General features: G+C 72.1%; 13 protein-coding genes. 4 read left to right on the forward strand and 9 right to left on the reverse strand.

The features are described 5' to 3' along the window. Nucleotides 1-138: 138 nt before the first annotated feature. The 6 genes from AB0I04_RS04695 to AB0I04_RS04720 all read right to left on the reverse strand — a co-directional run bounded on the left by AB0I04_RS04695 (nucleotide 139) and on the right by AB0I04_RS04720 (nucleotide 7,198). The gene (locus AB0I04_RS04695) at nucleotides 139-1,080 is read right to left on the reverse strand and encodes a hypothetical protein (protein ID WP_360878997.1); all 942 of its coding nucleotides are present in this window, start codon (nucleotides 1,078-1,080) and stop codon (nucleotides 139-141) included. Between the two features lie 113 nt (nucleotides 1,081-1,193). Then, entirely contained in the window at nucleotides 1,194-2,414 is a 1,221-nt protein-coding gene (locus AB0I04_RS04700; protein ID WP_360879000.1) for a cytochrome P450, read from the reverse strand. Between the two features lie 30 nt (nucleotides 2,415-2,444). Then, nucleotides 2,445-4,100 carry an FAD-dependent oxidoreductase gene (locus tag AB0I04_RS04705; protein WP_360879003.1) on the reverse strand — a complete coding sequence of 552 codons (1,656 nt, stop codon included), beginning with the start codon at nucleotides 4,098-4,100 and terminating at the stop codon, nucleotides 2,445-2,447. An 88-nt stretch (nucleotides 4,101-4,188) separates the two neighbouring features. Next, nucleotides 4,189-4,845: a response regulator transcription factor gene (locus tag AB0I04_RS04710; RefSeq protein ID WP_360879006.1), complete on the reverse strand. Its 657-nt coding sequence runs from the start codon at nucleotides 4,843-4,845 to the stop codon at nucleotides 4,189-4,191. Continuing rightward, nucleotides 4,842-6,008, reverse strand: a complete 1,167-nt coding sequence (locus AB0I04_RS04715) for a sensor histidine kinase (protein WP_360879009.1) — start codon at nucleotides 6,006-6,008, stop codon at nucleotides 4,842-4,844. The genes AB0I04_RS04710 and AB0I04_RS04715 overlap by 4 nt, the downstream gene beginning before the upstream one ends. Continuing rightward, nucleotides 6,005-7,198, reverse strand: coding sequence for a sensor histidine kinase (locus AB0I04_RS04720; protein WP_360879012.1), 1,194 nt, complete (start codon nucleotides 7,196-7,198; stop codon nucleotides 6,005-6,007). The genes AB0I04_RS04715 and AB0I04_RS04720 overlap by 4 nt, the downstream gene beginning before the upstream one ends. A gap of 133 nt (nucleotides 7,199-7,331) precedes the next feature. On the opposite strand from AB0I04_RS04720, the gene AB0I04_RS04725 reads away from it, so the two are divergent. From AB0I04_RS04725 to AB0I04_RS04735, 3 genes are read left to right on the forward strand one after another with little or no spacing between them, the layout of a single operon-like run. Beyond that, a complete protein-coding gene (locus AB0I04_RS04725; RefSeq protein ID WP_360879015.1) occupies nucleotides 7,332-8,243 on the forward strand; it encodes an ABC transporter ATP-binding protein in 912 nt (303 codons plus the stop codon). Further along, a complete protein-coding gene (locus AB0I04_RS04730) occupies nucleotides 8,240-9,091 on the forward strand; it encodes a hypothetical protein (protein ID WP_360879018.1) in 852 nt (283 codons plus the stop codon). The genes AB0I04_RS04725 and AB0I04_RS04730 overlap by 4 nt, the downstream gene beginning before the upstream one ends. A gap of 3 nt (nucleotides 9,092-9,094) precedes the next feature. Then, nucleotides 9,095-10,192 carry a glycosyltransferase family 4 protein gene (locus AB0I04_RS04735; protein WP_360879021.1) on the forward strand — a complete coding sequence of 366 codons (1,098 nt, stop codon included), beginning with the start codon at nucleotides 9,095-9,097 and terminating at the stop codon, nucleotides 10,190-10,192. Between the two features lie 67 nt (nucleotides 10,193-10,259). Here the strand turns inward: AB0I04_RS04735 and AB0I04_RS04740 are convergent, their stop codons facing one another. From AB0I04_RS04740 to pdhA, 3 genes are read right to left on the reverse strand one after another with little or no spacing between them, the layout of a single operon-like run. After that, on the reverse strand, nucleotides 10,260-11,531 hold the full coding sequence (locus AB0I04_RS04740; RefSeq protein ID WP_360879024.1) for a dihydrolipoamide acetyltransferase family protein: 1,272 nt from the start codon (nucleotides 11,529-11,531) through the stop codon (nucleotides 10,260-10,262). Between the two features lie 8 nt (nucleotides 11,532-11,539). Further along, on the reverse strand, nucleotides 11,540-12,535 hold the full coding sequence (locus tag AB0I04_RS04745; RefSeq protein ID WP_360879027.1) for an alpha-ketoacid dehydrogenase subunit beta: 996 nt from the start codon (nucleotides 12,533-12,535) through the stop codon (nucleotides 11,540-11,542). A gap of 10 nt (nucleotides 12,536-12,545) precedes the next feature. Further along, nucleotides 12,546-13,604: a pyruvate dehydrogenase (acetyl-transferring) E1 component subunit alpha gene (gene pdhA, locus AB0I04_RS04750; RefSeq protein ID WP_360879030.1), complete on the reverse strand. Its 1,059-nt coding sequence runs from the start codon at nucleotides 13,602-13,604 to the stop codon at nucleotides 12,546-12,548. Between the two features lie 140 nt (nucleotides 13,605-13,744). On the opposite strand from pdhA, the gene AB0I04_RS04755 reads away from it, so the two are divergent. Further along, the gene (locus AB0I04_RS04755; RefSeq protein ID WP_360879033.1) at nucleotides 13,745-14,362 is read left to right on the forward strand and encodes a GntR family transcriptional regulator; all 618 of its coding nucleotides are present in this window, start codon (nucleotides 13,745-13,747) and stop codon (nucleotides 14,360-14,362) included. Nucleotides 14,363-14,447: the final 85 nt, after the last annotated feature.

The raw sequence follows: 14,447 nt of genomic DNA on the forward strand, positions 1-14,447 counted from the left end.
GGCCCCGGTGAGCCCGTCGGCGGGCTCACCGGGCCTCCTGACCCCGTGCTGCCCCGGTGCGCCCACGCACCGGGGCAGCACCCTCTAGAAGCAGGCCTCGTCTCGGCTGCGCGGGGCGCGATCGTGATCTTCGTTGTGTCAGGCGGGGATGGGGCGGTGTTCACCCAGGCGGATCGGGCGGCCGGTCGTGTCGAGCACCACCCGTCCGCCGACCGGTCCGGTCAGCGTGACGTCCAGCGTCCGCGCCGCCCCGAAACCGGGGCAGTCGCCGGTGCGGCCGGTCACCGCGCTCCCGACGACGATCGCGTGCGGGGACTCGTAGACCCGGCTTCGGACGGAGCGCGCCCCACACTCACCGTCGGGCGTGAGAACCGTCACGCGCAGCCGCCGGGGGTCGCCGGGGACCGCGTCGAGCCCGTACACGGGATCGCCCCCGGGAGCGGTCGAGGGCGTCGGAAGCGCGCCGACGGTCTCCGGCCGGACCGCCACCCGGACGACCGGGCTCTTCAGCTTCGGCACCGTGAACCACCAGGCGGGGACCTGCGCGACGCCTCGGCTGGTGTGCAGGGAGACCGGCCCGAGCCGGGCACCCGTCACCGTGAGGTCGCATTCGGGGCACGGCACGGCGGACGCCCCCGTCGCCCCGTCGGGCGGCATGGTTCCCGGGCTCGACCTGTCCGGGACCGTCCGGCTCATCGGCCCGCGGTCCAGCGCCGCGTACGCCTCCCGGGCACTGGACAGCGGAAGGGAGAGCGTCCGGCCGTCGGGCCAGCGGATCGTGCCGCGCCCGGGCGCGTTCTCGGGCAGGCGGCCGCTGAGCCGGTAGGCGCCGATGCGGTACGCGAGCCGGGTGGTGTCGGTGAAGCCGGGGTCGCGCGGAAGGAGCGTGAGCTCTTCGAGCGGCACGAAGCCGGAGGTCCACGCCTTCGGCTTGCCCACGGCCTCCCACGCCGCGATCGCCCGTCCAGCGCGCTGTCGAAAGTCGTCGTTCGCGGGCCCCGGCCCGCGTGCGGTCCGCTGACCGCAGGCGGTGAGGATCAGCGCGAGTCCGGCGGCGACGGCGATCAGACGAGAGCGCATGACGGCCTTTCGGCGGAGGACGAGCCTCTTAGACGCATCCCCGCCACGAGCGGTTCCATCCGCGAGGTCCGGCACGCCGACGGCCGTCCGGGACCTCCCGCGCTCCGAACGGATCAGCCGGCGACACCGTCGATGTCGACGAGGAGGTGGCGTGGCCCTCGCAGGCCCGCGCTGGGCCGGTACGGCGGCGGATCGGTGACGAGGCGGGGGTTCTGCAGCCGTTTCGCCAGCTCGCTCAGGGCGATCTGCGCCTCCAGCCTGGCGAGCGGAGCGCCGAAGCAGTAGTGGATCCCGGCACCGAAACCGAGGTGCTCGTTGTACCGGCGGTCCGGGATGAAGCGGTCGGGCTCGGGCACGTGCTCCGGGTCGCGGCTTCCGGCCGCCAGCGCCAGGGCGATGGGCGCGCCCTTGGGGATCGTGGTCCCGGCGATGTCGATGTCCTCCAGGGCGATCCGCGAGGAGATGAACTGCACCGGCGGCTCGTAGCGCAGCAGCTCCTCGACCGTGTAGATGACCAGATCGGGCTCGTTGCGCAGCCGGTGGATCAGCTCCGGATGGCGGAGCAGGGTGAGCATCCCGTTCGTGATCAGGTTGACCGTCGTCTCATGCCCGGCGACCAGCAGCAGCGAGCCGGTGGCCGCGACGTCGTACGGTGACATCGCCCCGTCCGGGCCCTCGTAGGAGATCAGGCCGGAGAGCAGGTCGTCGCCCAGGTTCTTCCGCCGCTCGTCGGCGAGCCCGGCGAGGTACCGTCCGAGTTCGAGTTGCGCGTCCGCCCGCCGCCGCTCACGCTCGGCCCGGCCCGCCTCTCCGGGGCTGATCGACTCGGCGATGGCGTCGGCCCACACGTGGAACCGCGGCTCGTCCTCACGCGGCACTCCGAGAAGCCGGCAGATCACGGTCACGGGGAACGGGTAGGCGATGTCGTCGACGATGTCGATCCGCGTCCGGTCGGCGACGCCGTCGATCAGGCCGCCGACGAGACGGACCAGCTCGGGCCGCATGTTCTCTATCCGGTGCGGCGAATGCGGCGGACCGAAGTGGCGCATCGCCAGACGCCGGAGCCGGTCGTGCTCGGGCGGATCGGTGTTGATGAATCCGGGCAGACCCGTCGCCTCCTCCTCCTCGGACCCGGGCGGCCGCGGGCGGTTGCGACGGTCGGAGCTGATGCGTGGATCGTGCAGCAGCGCGACGATCTCCTTGTAGCCGCTGACGACATAGGTGCCGTCCTCCTGCCGCTCCACCGGCGTCTTGCGCAGTTCGGCGTACAGGGAGTACGGGTCGGCGCGGTGGGACTGGTCGAGGATCTGCTCGAAGACGCTGGACGGTGCCATGGCGGCGCCTCCTCGTGACTCGTTCATCGGTCAGCGGTGCACCAAGGTGGCGCGGCGTTCGGCCGGATCGTGCCCGGTCACCACGACGGTGACCTGTGTCGCCTCGAGTCGCTCCGGAACCTCGGCCGGGACGGGCCGCAGCGTCTCCGGCCGGTCGGCGGCACGGAACTCGGGCGGGAAGGGCGCGGCCCGCTCGATCAGGCCCTGGTAGAACTCCAGCCACATCGCCCGGTCGAACGTGACCGCCGCGGTGACACGGCCCCGGTAGCCGTAGACGGCGACGAACCGGCGCTCCTCCGTGGAGCCGTGGGCGATGACCACCTCGTCGGCGAAGGTCGGCACGCCGACGGACTTGATGCTGGTCCCGAACTGGTTGGACCAGAACACCGGCAGTGACAGGTGCGGCCAGCGGTGCGCCTGGTCGCTGAGCATGTTGTGCGCGGCGATCTCGGCCTGGGCGACCGCGTTGCCCCAGTGCTCGAGCGTCATGAACTGGTAGTTGTAGACCGGGTGCGGGAAGCGCGCGACGTCGCCCGCGACGAAGACATCGTCGGTGACCAGGCCGTTCATGTCGACGGCGCGGCAGCCCGCGTCGCAGGCCACCCCCCATACGCCGGCGGCCAGCCCCGAGTCGCGCAGCCACTCGACATTGCGGATCGCCCCGAGCGCGACGACCGCGACGTCGGCCTCCACCGTGTCGCCGTCGGAGAGCCGCGCGGCGCGGAGCCGGCCGTCCGCGTCTCCCTCCAGGGCCTCCACCGTGACGCCGCATCTAAGGTCCACGCCGTGCGCGCGCTGCATTTCGGCCGCGACTTTGCCGATCACGCCGCCCAGCGCGCCGATGAGCGGCGCCGGACCGCGTTCGGCGACGGTCACCGGGAGGTCCAGGTCACGGCAGACCGACGCGACCTCCGAGCCGGTGAACCCCGCACCGATCACCAGTACCCGGCGTGGGCGTGCGGCGAGACGCTCCCGGAGCCGGGACGACTCCTCGATCGTGCGCAGCGGGAGGACCCCGTCCAGCGCGGCCTCCTCCGGGTTCGGCCACGGCCGGGCGCGCGCGCCCGTCGCGATCAGCAGCCGGTCGAAGCCGACCTCCCGGCCGTCGGCGAGCCGCACGGTCTTGGCGGCCAGGTCGAGTCCGGCGGCGGCGACGCCGGGTAGCCATTCGGCGTCGACCTCGCGCAGGCGGGGGAGCAGGGTGTGATCCGCGGGCACCCGGCCGGTCAGCACCTGCTTGGACAGCGGCGGACGGTCGTACGGCTCGTACGGCTCGTCCCCGATCAGGGTCAGTGAGCCGGTGAAGCCGTCGCGGCGGAGCACGCCCGCGGCCCGCGCCCCGGCCAGCGAGGCGCCGACGATCACGATCCGGCCGGTCTTCCGGAACCCGTCACCGACCGGAGGGGAGACGACCGTGCCCGTCCGCATCCCCCGGTGCTGGGTCGCCATCTGGTCGAGGTGGATGGCCTGAACCGGGCAGGCGGCCGCCGCGCGGAGGACGTGCTCGCGCTGCGCCTCGTCCGCGTCGGTGTCGTACAGCAGCGCTTCCTCACCGTTCATGGCGAACACGTCCGGCGCGAGGAACGCGCACTGGCCATACCCCTGACATCGTGTGAGATCGACGATCACCCGCACGGCGCACTCCCCCTGTTCGTGCGCGACCGCCAGGCGAACCCGGCCCCACACCGGCGCGGCGGCCTTCCCCGTTGTCCGTCCGAGACCTACCCCGCGTTCTTGCTGTTTAGGCAGGCCACAGGCTCGAAGCCGGGGACGGTCACCGGGAGGGCGCGACCAGGCCGGTCTCGTACGCGATGATCACGAGCTGGACCCGGTCGCGGGCGTCCAGCTTGGTGAGCAGCCGCGTCACGTAGGTCTTGACGGTGGCGATGCTGATGACCAGCTCGGCGGCGATCTCGGAGTTGGACATGCCGCGCCCGACGAGGGTCAGCACCTCGTTCTCCCGTTCGGTGATGCCGTCGAGCGTGCGCCGCCCGGGAACGGGCCCCGGGCGCCCGGCGAACTCCTCGATCAGGCGGCGCGTGACCTTCGGCGCGATCAGTCCGTCCCCGGCGGCGACGACGCGGATCGCGGCGAGGATGTCGTCCAGCGCCATGTCCTTGACGAGGAACCCGGCCGCACCGGCGCGCAGCGCGCCGTACACGTAGTCGTCATCGTCGAACGTGGTGAGGACGACGACGTGCGTCGAGCCCGAACCGGTCGTGATCTCCCGGGTGGCCTCGATGCCGTCCATGCCGGGCATCCGGATGTCCATCACGACGACATCCGGCTCGAGGCTCCGGGTCAGCTCCACCGCCTCGGCACCGGTTCCGGCCTCGCCGACGACCTCGATGTCGGGGGCGTCGGTGATGACCATTTGCAGGGCGGTGCGCACCAGCGGCTGGTCGTCGGCGAGAACAACGCGGACGGTCATTTCACTCCTGTCGGTAGGGGGAGGCGGGCCGTCACGCGGAAGCCGCCTTCGGGGTGTGGTCCGGCGGTGAAGTCTCCGTGCAGCAGGGTGACGCGCTCGCGCATGCCGACCAGGCCGTAGCCGGTGCCGGGGGCGGCGCCGTGGCCGCGGCCACCGTCGGTGACCTCGATGGTGAGGTCCTCGTCCCGATACTCGATGGTCACGGTGCAGGATCGGGTGTCGGCGTGCCGTACGACGTTGGTGACGGCCTCCTGGATGATCCGGTACGCCGACAGGTCGACGTCCGGTGGGAGCGGGCGCCGTTCCCCGCGCGATCGGACGTCGACGCGGACGCCGGCGGCCGTGGTCGATTCGGCCAGCCGATCGACGTCCGCCAGGCCGGGCATCTCGTGGAGCGGCGCGGCCTCTGCTTCCGCCTGCCGGAGCGCGCCGAGCATCCGGCGCAACCCGGACAGCGTCTCCCGGCTCGCCATCTCGACCTCGCCGAGCGCGTCGCGCGCCCGGGCGGGCTGGGTGTCGATGACCCGCTTGGCCGCACCGGCCTGCAGGGCGACGATGCCGATGGTGTGCGCCACCATGTCGTGCAGCTCGCGCGCGATCCGAAGCCGTTCGGCGGTGACGGCGTCGGCCACCGCGCGAGAACGCAGCGCCGCCGCGTACTCGCGGCGCTCGCGAAACAGCCTGCCTGCGACGTAGGCCGTGGTGACCGCGAGGATGGCGACCTCGGCGTTGGTCGTGACATCCATCCCGGGAGAGAAGCCGGCGATGGTCAGGGACTGGACGACGAACGACAGCACCACGGCGGTGGTCGAGACCCGCGAGGTCCGGGTGGCGACGATGTACGCCAGAGCCAGATCCACCACCAGAAAGGTAAGGAACGGGGTTCGGGAAGCGCCCATGTGCTGGGGCCCGGCCAGCACGACCACGAGGACACAGCCGAAGAGCATCATGACCAGCGCGAAAAGGGGAATCCGCCGGAGGACGCCGATGAGCAGGCTCATCGACAGCATCGCCGCGAGGACCTGGGCAGGGCTGTATTCCGGTCCAAATTCCGGTCCAATGCGCGGCGACGCCAGTTGCGACCAGGCCAGCGCGAAGGGATAGAGGACGGCTCCGCCCCAGGCCACGATTCCCCTCATCCGCATCGCGGGAGTGCGCGTCATGTGACATCCATGGGGAGAGGGAGGCGGACCGTGACCCGGAAGCCGCCTTCGGGCAGCGGCCCGGCGGAGAAGTCCCCATGGAGCAGGGTGACGCGTTCACGCATCCCGAGCAGGCCGTAGCCGGTGCCGGGGGTGGCGCCGTGGCCGCGCCCGCCGTCGACGACCTCGACGGTCAGTTCTTCCTCCCGGCGGTCGATGGACACCACGCAGGACCGGGTGTCGGCGTGGCGCACCACGTTGGTGACGGCCTCCTGGATGATCCGGAACGCCGACAGGTCGACCTCCGGCGGCAGCGGGCGGGGTTCTCCCCGCCACCGCACGTCGACGCGGACACCGGCGACCGTGGTGGCCTCCGCCAGCCGATCGAGGTCCGCCAGGCCGGGCAGGTCGTGCAGCGGTGCCGCCTCCGATTCCGCCTGCCGGAGCGCGCCGAGCATCCGGCGCAGCCCCGACAGCGTCTCCCGGCTCGACGTCTCCACCGCCTTCAGAGCGTCGCGTGCCCGGGTGGGCTGGGTGTCGATGACCCTCCGCGCCGCTCCGGCCTGCAGGGCGACGATGCCGATGTTGTGGGCCACCGCGTCGTGCAGTTCGCGGGCGATGCGGAGCCGTTCGGTGGTCACCGCCTGCGTGGCGGCCTGGGCGCGCATGTCCTCGGCGTGCTCTCGCGCCTGGTGCGTCGAGTTGCCGATGAGCCAGGCGATGGCGGCGGTCATCGCCACGGCCAGCTCCGTCGAGGTGCCGATGATCCACCCGCACAGGAGCCGGAAGGCCAGGTACGCGGCCAGCGTGGCGAGCGCCAGACCGGCCGCGGTGCGCGATGTCCGGCGTCGCCCGGTGGCCGCGATGAACCACAGGGCGACGTCGACGGAGAGGAACTGCGGCACCGGGATCGCGCCGACGCTCAGCGGGAGCGTCCCGAGGACGGAGCCGGCGAGCAACAGGACCAGTGCCGTGAGCGGCCGCCGCCGCAGCAGGCCGCTGCCGATCAGCGTGAGCACGGTGGCCGTCATCAGCTCTGCCCGGCCGTCCCACCGGTAGAAGAGCACCCCGGCCTGGAACGAGGGCATGTTCTCACCGGGCAGCCGCATGCGGATGAGGAACGTGAACACCGTGCCGGCGCACCAGGCCGCGGCCGTCCACGCGCCCGGCGGAACGCGCCTGAGCAGGGGAGAAAGGGGCACGGCGGACATGTCCGAATCGTAATGGTGTGATCTCCGCGGCTGCATCGGACCACGGGTGTACGACCACGGTCGGTACGTGAGCCCGGGAATGCCGACGACGGCTCGATGTGCGCGGAGCCCGGCCCGCGACACCGTTGGCCGCGTGATCGAAGTGAACGGACTGACGAAACGCTACGGCCCCAAGACGGCGGTCAACGGCCTGACCTTCACGGTGCGTCCCGGACATGTCACCGGGTTCCTCGGACCCAACGGCGCGGGCAAGAGCACCACTCTGCGGATGATCCTCGGGCTGAACGAGCCGACCAGCGGAACGGCCACCGTCGCCGGCCGCCCGTTCCGCGACCGCCCGCGCGGGCTCCGGCACGTCGGGGCGCTGCTCGACGCCCAGGACGTGCACGGCGGCCGCACCGCGTACGCGCACCTGTCCGCGCTGGCCCGGGGCAACCGGATCCCGCGGCGCCGGGTGGACGAGGTGCTGCGGGAGGTGGGCCTGGCCGAGGTGAGGCGCCGCCGCATAGGGGGCTTCTCCCTCGGCATGAGGCAGCGGCTCGGCATCGCCACCGCCCTGCTCGGCGACCCGCCCGTTCTGCTGTTCGACGAACCGATCAACGGCCTTGACCCCGAAGGGGTGCGATGGGTCCGCGGCCTGTTCCGGCGGCTGGCCGCCGAGGGCCGGACCGTGTTCGTGTCCAGCCACCTCATGAGCGAGATGGAGCACACCGCCGACCATCTCATCGTCATCGGCCGGGGCGAGCTGATCGCCGACGAGAGCCTCGCGGAGTTCGCGGCCCGCGGCACACCCCAGAGCGTGACCGTGCGCGCACCCGACGCCTCCTCGCTGACGGCCGTCCTGACCACCGAAGGCGCGTCCGTACGGCCGGGCGGCGACCGGGCGCTCACGGTCACCGGCCTGAGCGCCGCACGCATCGGCGAACTCGCCTTCCAGCACCGGATCATGCTCCACGAACTCGCCCCCCGCACCGCCTCGCTGGAGGAGGCGTTCATGGAACTCACCGCCGACAGCGTCGAATACCTCGCCGGAGACGCCCGATGACCGCACCGACCATCACCGCCCGCCCCACCGCCACCGAGCCCCAGGCCCGGTTCCGCGACCTCCTCGCCGCCGAGTGGACCAAGCTCTGGTCGCTCCGCTCGACCTACTGGACCCTGCTCCTCAGCGGGCTGGTCATCATCGGGCTGAACGTGAACGCCGCCGTCGCCGACTACCGCAACTGGCCGCACTACAACGCCGACATCCGAGCCATCTTCGTCCCGATCTGGGCGATGCGGGACGCCTTCCCGCAGGGCGCCGGCCTGGTCCTCATGCTCGCCGCCGGCAGCGTCGGCGCCATCACGCTCACGGGCGAGTACGGGACCGGCCTGATCCGCACCTCCTTCGCGGCCATGCCGGCGCGCCGTTCGCTGGTGGCGGCGAAGCTGATCGACGTGACGGTGGTCATGCTGGGCTACGGGACGGTCGTCGCCGGCGTCTCGTTCTGGGCGACCCAGGCCATCCTGTCGGGCCGTCACGTCGGCCTGTCGATCGGCTACCCCGGAGCGTTTCCGGCGGTCGCGGCGTCGGCGGTGCTCGCGCCGGTGTGCGCGCTCATCGGCATGGGCATCGGCGCGATCGTCCGGCACAGCGCGGCGACCATGGTCATCACGGCCGCCGTCCTCCTGCTGCTGCCGCTCTTCTTCACCGACCACTACCGCTGGACGGCCGACATCAAGCACGCGCTGCCCGCCAGCGCGTGGGGACGCCTGACCGACATCGGATACGGACGCTTCGGCTTCACCGTGCGCCATCCGACTACGACCACCGAGGCGTGGATCGCGCTGGCCCTGTGGGCGCTCACCGCGGCGGCCGTCGCCGTCACCGTCGTCCACCGTCGCGACGTGTGAACCATGGGCGCGACGCTCATCATCACCAACGACTTTCCGCCGCGCCTCGGCGGCATCGAGACGTTCGTGTACGAGATCGCCCGCCGATTCCCGCCCGGCGAAGTGGTGGTCTACACGTCCCGCGAACCGCACGGGGACCGGTTCGACGCGGGGCTGCCCTTCCCGGTGGTGCGGGACCGGGCCCGTACGCTGCTGCCGACGCGTGAGGTGGCCGCGACGGCGGTGGCGCTGTCGAAGGGGTACGGGTGCGACCGCGTGTGGTTCGGCGCGGCCGCGCCGCTGGGCCTGCTCGCCGGCCGGCTCGGCCTGCCCTCGGTCGCCACCACGCACGGCCACGAGATCTGGTGGGCGTCGTTGCCGGGATCGCGGCAGGTGCTGCGCCGGATCGGTGACCAGGTGGGCACCGTCACGTACCTGACCGGATACACGAGGCGGCGGATCGCCCGGGCGCTCGGCCCCCGGACGCGCACGACCCGGCTGGTGCCGGGCGTGGACACCTCGGTGTTCCGCCCGGACGCCGGCGGCGCGGCGGTCCGGGAGCGGTACGGCCTGGGGGAGCAGCCCGTCATCCTGAGCGTGTCACGGCTGGTGCCGCGCAAGGGCCAGGACCGGTTGATCAGCGCGCTGCCGCTCGTGCGTCGCGCCGTGCCGGACGCGACACTGCTGATCGTCGGGGCGGGACCGTACGAGGACCGGCTGCGCCAACTCGCCGGGGACGGGGTGGTGTTCGCGGGCGGGCACCCGCACCACGACCTCCCACCGTTCTACGCCGCCGCGGACGCCTTCGCGATGCCGTGCCGGAGCCGGTTGTCGGGCCTGGAGGTCGAGGGGCTCGGGATCGTCTTCCTGGAGGCCGCCGCCGCCGGCCTGCCGGTGCTCGCCGGGGACTCCGGCGGTGCCCCGGACGCCGTACGCGACGGGGAGACCGGGCATGTCGTCGACGGGCGGTCGGTGCCGGCCATCGCCGACCGGCTGGTCGAGCTGCTGACCGATCCGGGCGCGATGGGGGAGAAGGGCCGCGCGTGGGTCCGCGCGGAGTGGAGCTGGGACCGCTCGTACGAGCGCCTCCGCGACCTGCTGGCGCGAGCGGCCGTCCGGTGAATCGGTGACGGAGCCAACAGCGCCCTCCCACGTTGGCCGTGGAAGGGCGCCCTTCGGCGTACGTGGTTCAGGCGACGATCCGGAGCGGGTTCTCCAGCAGCTCGGCGAGCTCGCCGAGGAACTTCGCGCCGGTCGCGCCGTCGCAGGCCCGATGGTCGACGGACATCGTGAGCGTCAGCCGGTCACGGGCGGTGAACTCGCCGTCGTCGCCGACCACGACGTCCTTGCGGGTCGCGCCGACGGCGAGGATCCCCGCCTCCGGCGGGTTGATGACGGCGGTGAAGGCGTCGACGCCGAACATCCCGAGGTTGCTGACGGTGAACGTCCCCCCGGACATCTCCTGCGGGGTGAGCCGCTGCTCGCGCGCCCGCCCGGCCAGCTCCCGGGTCTCCTCGCCGATCTGCGACACGCTCTTGCGGTCCGCGTCACGGATCACCGGGACCACGAGGCCGTCCTCCAGCGCCACGGCCACGCCCACGTTCACCCGCTTGTGCACGAGGAGGGCGTCCTCGGTGAACGAGACGTTCAGCACCGGGCTGGCGCGCAGGGCCGTCGCGCAGGCCTTGACGATGAGGTCGTTGACGCTGACCTTGGCCGGGTTTAGGGCCTCGTTCAGCGTCTTGCGGAACGTGAGCAGCGCGCCGACGTCGACGATCCGCGTCAGGTAGAAGTGCGGCGTCGTCTGCATGCTCTCGGTGAGTCGGCGGGCCGTGACCTTCCGGATCCGGCTCAGCGGCACCCGCTCGACGTCCGGGTCCTCGGCCACCGCGGGGGAGGAGGCCTGCGGAGCGGGCGCGGGGACCGGCGCGGCCGGGGCGTTCTTCAGCGCGGCCTCGATGTCGGCGCGGACGATCCGGCCGCCGGGGCCCGAACCGGTCAGAGCGGTGAGGTCGACGTCGTTCTCCCGCGCGAGCCGACGGGCGAGCGGGGAGGACGGCGGGCGCGACCGCGTGCCGTTGGCCGGCGCGGTCTCGACGGCCTGCGCCGGGGCGGTCGCGGTCGGGGCGTCCGCCACGGTCGCCGCCGGAGCGGCGGCGGCCTGGCCGGTCGCGGCGGAGGCCGCCTCGGCGACGGGCGCCTGCCGCGCGGCGGGGACGGTCTCGCCCGCGCCGACGAGGGTGGCGATGGGCGTGCCGATCGACGCGGTCTCGCCCTCGGCGACCAGGATCTCGCCGAGCACACCGTCCTCGTACGCCTCGTACTCCATGAGGGCCTTGTCGGTCTCGATGTCGACGAGGGAGTCCCCGGCGGTCACCTTGTCGCCTGGCTTCTTGTGCCAGGCACTGATGACGCCTTCCTCCATGGTGTCGGACAGGCGTGGCATGAGAATGTCGGACATGGATCTTCCTAACGACCGGTCGCGCGGACGGTGTCGCGGACGGCGGTGACGAGCGATTCGGCCGACGGCAGGGCGGCCAGTTCGAGCGGCTTGGAATAGGGCAGCGGCACCTCGGCCATGGCGACCCGGCGGACCGGCGCGTCGAGCCAGTCGAACGCGCCCTCCTGGATCGTCGCGGCGATCTCGGCGCCGATGCCGTACGTGAGCCAGTCGTCCTCGGCGACGACGGCGCAGCCGGTGCGGCGGACCGACTCGACGACGGTCTCCCGGTCGAGCGGGCGCAGGCTGCGCAGGTCGACGATCTCGGCGTTGATGCCGTCGGTGGCGAGCTTCTCGGCGGCCTCCGCCGCGACGTGCGCCATCCGCGAGTACGCGATGATCGTCACGTCCGTGCCCGGCCGGGTCACGGCGGCGCGGCCGATCTCGGCGGGCTCGAGGTCCTCGAGGTTCTCGGGCACCTCGCCGCGCGTGTTGTACAGCGCGAGGTTCTCCAGGAACAGCACCGGGTCGTTGTCGCGGATCGCCGCTCGCAGCATCGCCGACGCCTCGGCGGGCGTGCTGGGGGCGAGGACCTTCAGGCCCGGGATGAAGGAGTAGAACAGCTCGACGTTCTGCGAGTGCGTGGCCCCGAGCTGCTGCCCGCCGCCACCGGGCGTGCGGATCACCATCGGGACGCTGCACTGCCCGCCGAACATGCCGTAGATCTTCGCCGCGTGGTTGACGATCTGGTCGAGCGCCAGCAGCGAGAAGTTGATCGTCATGATCTCGACGACGGGGCGCAGGCCGAGCATGGCCGCGCCGATCGCGGCGCCGACGAAGCCCTCCTCGGCGATCGGGGTGTCGCGGACGCGCTTCGGCCCGAACTCCTTGAGCAGCCCCTCGGTGATCTTGTACGAGCCCTCGAAGACGCCGATCTCCTCGCCCATGACGAAGACGTTCTCGTCGCGCAGCATCTCGTCGCGCAGGGTGTCCCGGAGGGCCTGGCGGTAGGTCATGGTCGCCATGTGATTCTCCTCAGAAGACCGGGTCGGCCGGCAGACGGCGGGACTCGCCCCGTACGGGGCTGGCGTAGGTGTAGTCGAACAGCGTCGACACGTCCGGGTGCGGGCTCTCGTCGGCGAACGCGGCGGCGTCGTCGACCTCGGCCTTCACCTCGGCGTCGAGCTTGTCGCGGGCCTCCGCGTCGAGGACACCTGCCTCCTCCAGCTCCAGCGCGAGGTGGGCGAGGGGATCGGCGGCCTTGAGGGCGTCCTTCTCCTCCGCCGTACGGTAGCGGGCCGGGTCGACGACCGAGTGGCCGCGCAGGCGCGGACTCGTCGTCTCCAGCAGGAACGGCTTCTGCTCGGCGCGGGCCCGCTCGACGGCCGCGTGGGCGGCCTCGCGTACGGCGACGACGTCGGCGCCGTCGACGCGGGCGCTCTCCATGCGGTAGGCGGAGGCCCGGCGGTACAGCTCCGGCTCGGCCGAGGACGCCTCGACCGTGGTGCCCATGCCCAGGCCGTTGTTGATGACGACGAACACGATCGGCAGGTCCCACAGGGCGGCCATGTTCAGCGACTCGTGGAAGGCGCCGATGTTGGTCGTGCCGTCGCCCATCTGGCACATGACGACCTCGTCGCCGCCCTTGTACGACACGGCGAGCGCCGCGCCCGTGGCAAGCGGGAGCTGCCCGCCGACGATGCCGTACCCGCCGAGCAGCCGCGTCTCCAGGTCGAACATGTGCATCGACCCGCCCCAGCCCTTGGAGACGCCGGTGCTGCGGCCGTACAGCTCGGCCATGACCCGGCGGGCGTCGATGCCGCGGGCGAGGGCGTATCCGTGTTCGCGGTAGTTCGTGAACAGGTAGTCACGGGGCTCCAGCGCCGCCATCAGCCCGGTGACCGTCGCCTCCTCGCCGAGGTTGAGGTGACAGTAGCCACCGATCTTGGCTTCGGTATATGCGCGGGCGGCGCGTTCCTCGAACCTGCGTATCAGCAGCATCTGCCGGTAGTACGCGACGAGCGTCTCCGGCTCGGGTCGCGCCTTCCGGCTCCGGGTCCGGCGTGCCGGAGTCCTCGTCTTGGTGTCACCCATCGAGGTCTTCCCTTCGTGCTCGGGCGCTGCGATGGGGTTCCCACGACTTGCGCCCATACAATCAGGAGGCGATCAATGATCGATCATAGATCAGTCATATTAGAGTTCGTCCACGTTAGCGGCAGCTACCATGGAGTAACATGAACGCCTCTTCCGCTTTGGTGCGCACCGGCCTCGGCGACCAGATCCGCCAGGTGCTCATCGACGGCATCACCTCCGGCCGGTGGGCACCCGGTGAGCGTATCGTCGAGCGCCGCATCGCCGTCGAACTCGGCGTCAGCCAGGCGCCCGTCCGCGAGGCGTTGCGTCATCTCGAGGCCCTCCGGCTGATCGAGACGCTGCCCAACCGTGGCGCAAGAGTGCGCGATTTCACAGACGAGGACCTCGCCGAGGTCTTCCCCGTCCGCGCCGGGCTGGAGGAGACGGCCGCCGACCTCGCCGTTCACCGGCTGGCCGGCCAGGTCGACGCGCTCGAGGTCCACATCACACGCCTCGCCGCCGCGACCGACACGGGAGAGGTCATGCGGCACAGCATCGCGTTCCACCGCGAGATCGTGGAGGCGTCCGGCAACCGCCTGCTCCGCTCGGTGTGGCAGTCGCTCGGCATCGAGGTCTGGACGACCCTGTCGCTGCGACGCCGGGGCACCGAGCTGTGCGGCAAGGCCGCCGAGCACACCGACATCACCGAGGCGTTCCGCCGTCAGGACCCGGGCGTCGGCCGCCTGGTCCACGCCCACGTGATGAGCTACGCGCCCTGACGGCGGTCGTGAGAGCCGCCCGGCGATCGCACGCTGTCCGAGAGATCCGCTGCCGTCGTACGCGCCACCCTGCCGGACGGCGCGG

Origin of the sequence: Actinoallomurus sp. NPDC050550, assembly GCF_040655075.1 — a bacterium.
Lineage (GTDB): Bacteria > Actinomycetota > Actinomycetes > Streptosporangiales > Streptosporangiaceae > Actinoallomurus.

Coding starts and splice junctions, on each gene's coding strand:
- pdhA (WP_360879030.1), bottom strand. CDS start 13,604: ATGGGTGACACCAAGACGAGGACTCCGGCACGCCGGACCCGGAGCCGG.
- AB0I04_RS04720 (WP_360879012.1), bottom strand. CDS start 7,198: ATGTCCGCCGTGCCCCTTTCTCCCCTGCTCAGGCGCGTTCCGCCGGGC.
- AB0I04_RS04735 (WP_360879021.1), top strand. CDS start 9,095: ATGGGCGCGACGCTCATCATCACCAACGACTTTCCGCCGCGCCTCGGC.
- AB0I04_RS04755 (WP_360879033.1), top strand. CDS start 13,745: ATGAACGCCTCTTCCGCTTTGGTGCGCACCGGCCTCGGCGACCAGATC.
- AB0I04_RS04700 (WP_360879000.1), bottom strand. CDS start 2,414: ATGGCACCGTCCAGCGTCTTCGAGCAGATCCTCGACCAGTCCCACCGC.
- AB0I04_RS04710 (WP_360879006.1), bottom strand. CDS start 4,845: ATGACCGTCCGCGTTGTTCTCGCCGACGACCAGCCGCTGGTGCGCACC.
- AB0I04_RS04730 (WP_360879018.1), top strand. CDS start 8,240: ATGACCGCACCGACCATCACCGCCCGCCCCACCGCCACCGAGCCCCAG.
- AB0I04_RS04745 (WP_360879027.1), bottom strand. CDS start 12,535: ATGGCGACCATGACCTACCGCCAGGCCCTCCGGGACACCCTGCGCGAC.
- AB0I04_RS04740 (WP_360879024.1), bottom strand. CDS start 11,531: ATGTCCGACATTCTCATGCCACGCCTGTCCGACACCATGGAGGAAGGC.
- AB0I04_RS04715 (WP_360879009.1), bottom strand. CDS start 6,008: ATGACGCGCACTCCCGCGATGCGGATGAGGGGAATCGTGGCCTGGGGC.
- AB0I04_RS04695 (WP_360878997.1), bottom strand. CDS start 1,080: ATGCGCTCTCGTCTGATCGCCGTCGCCGCCGGACTCGCGCTGATCCTC.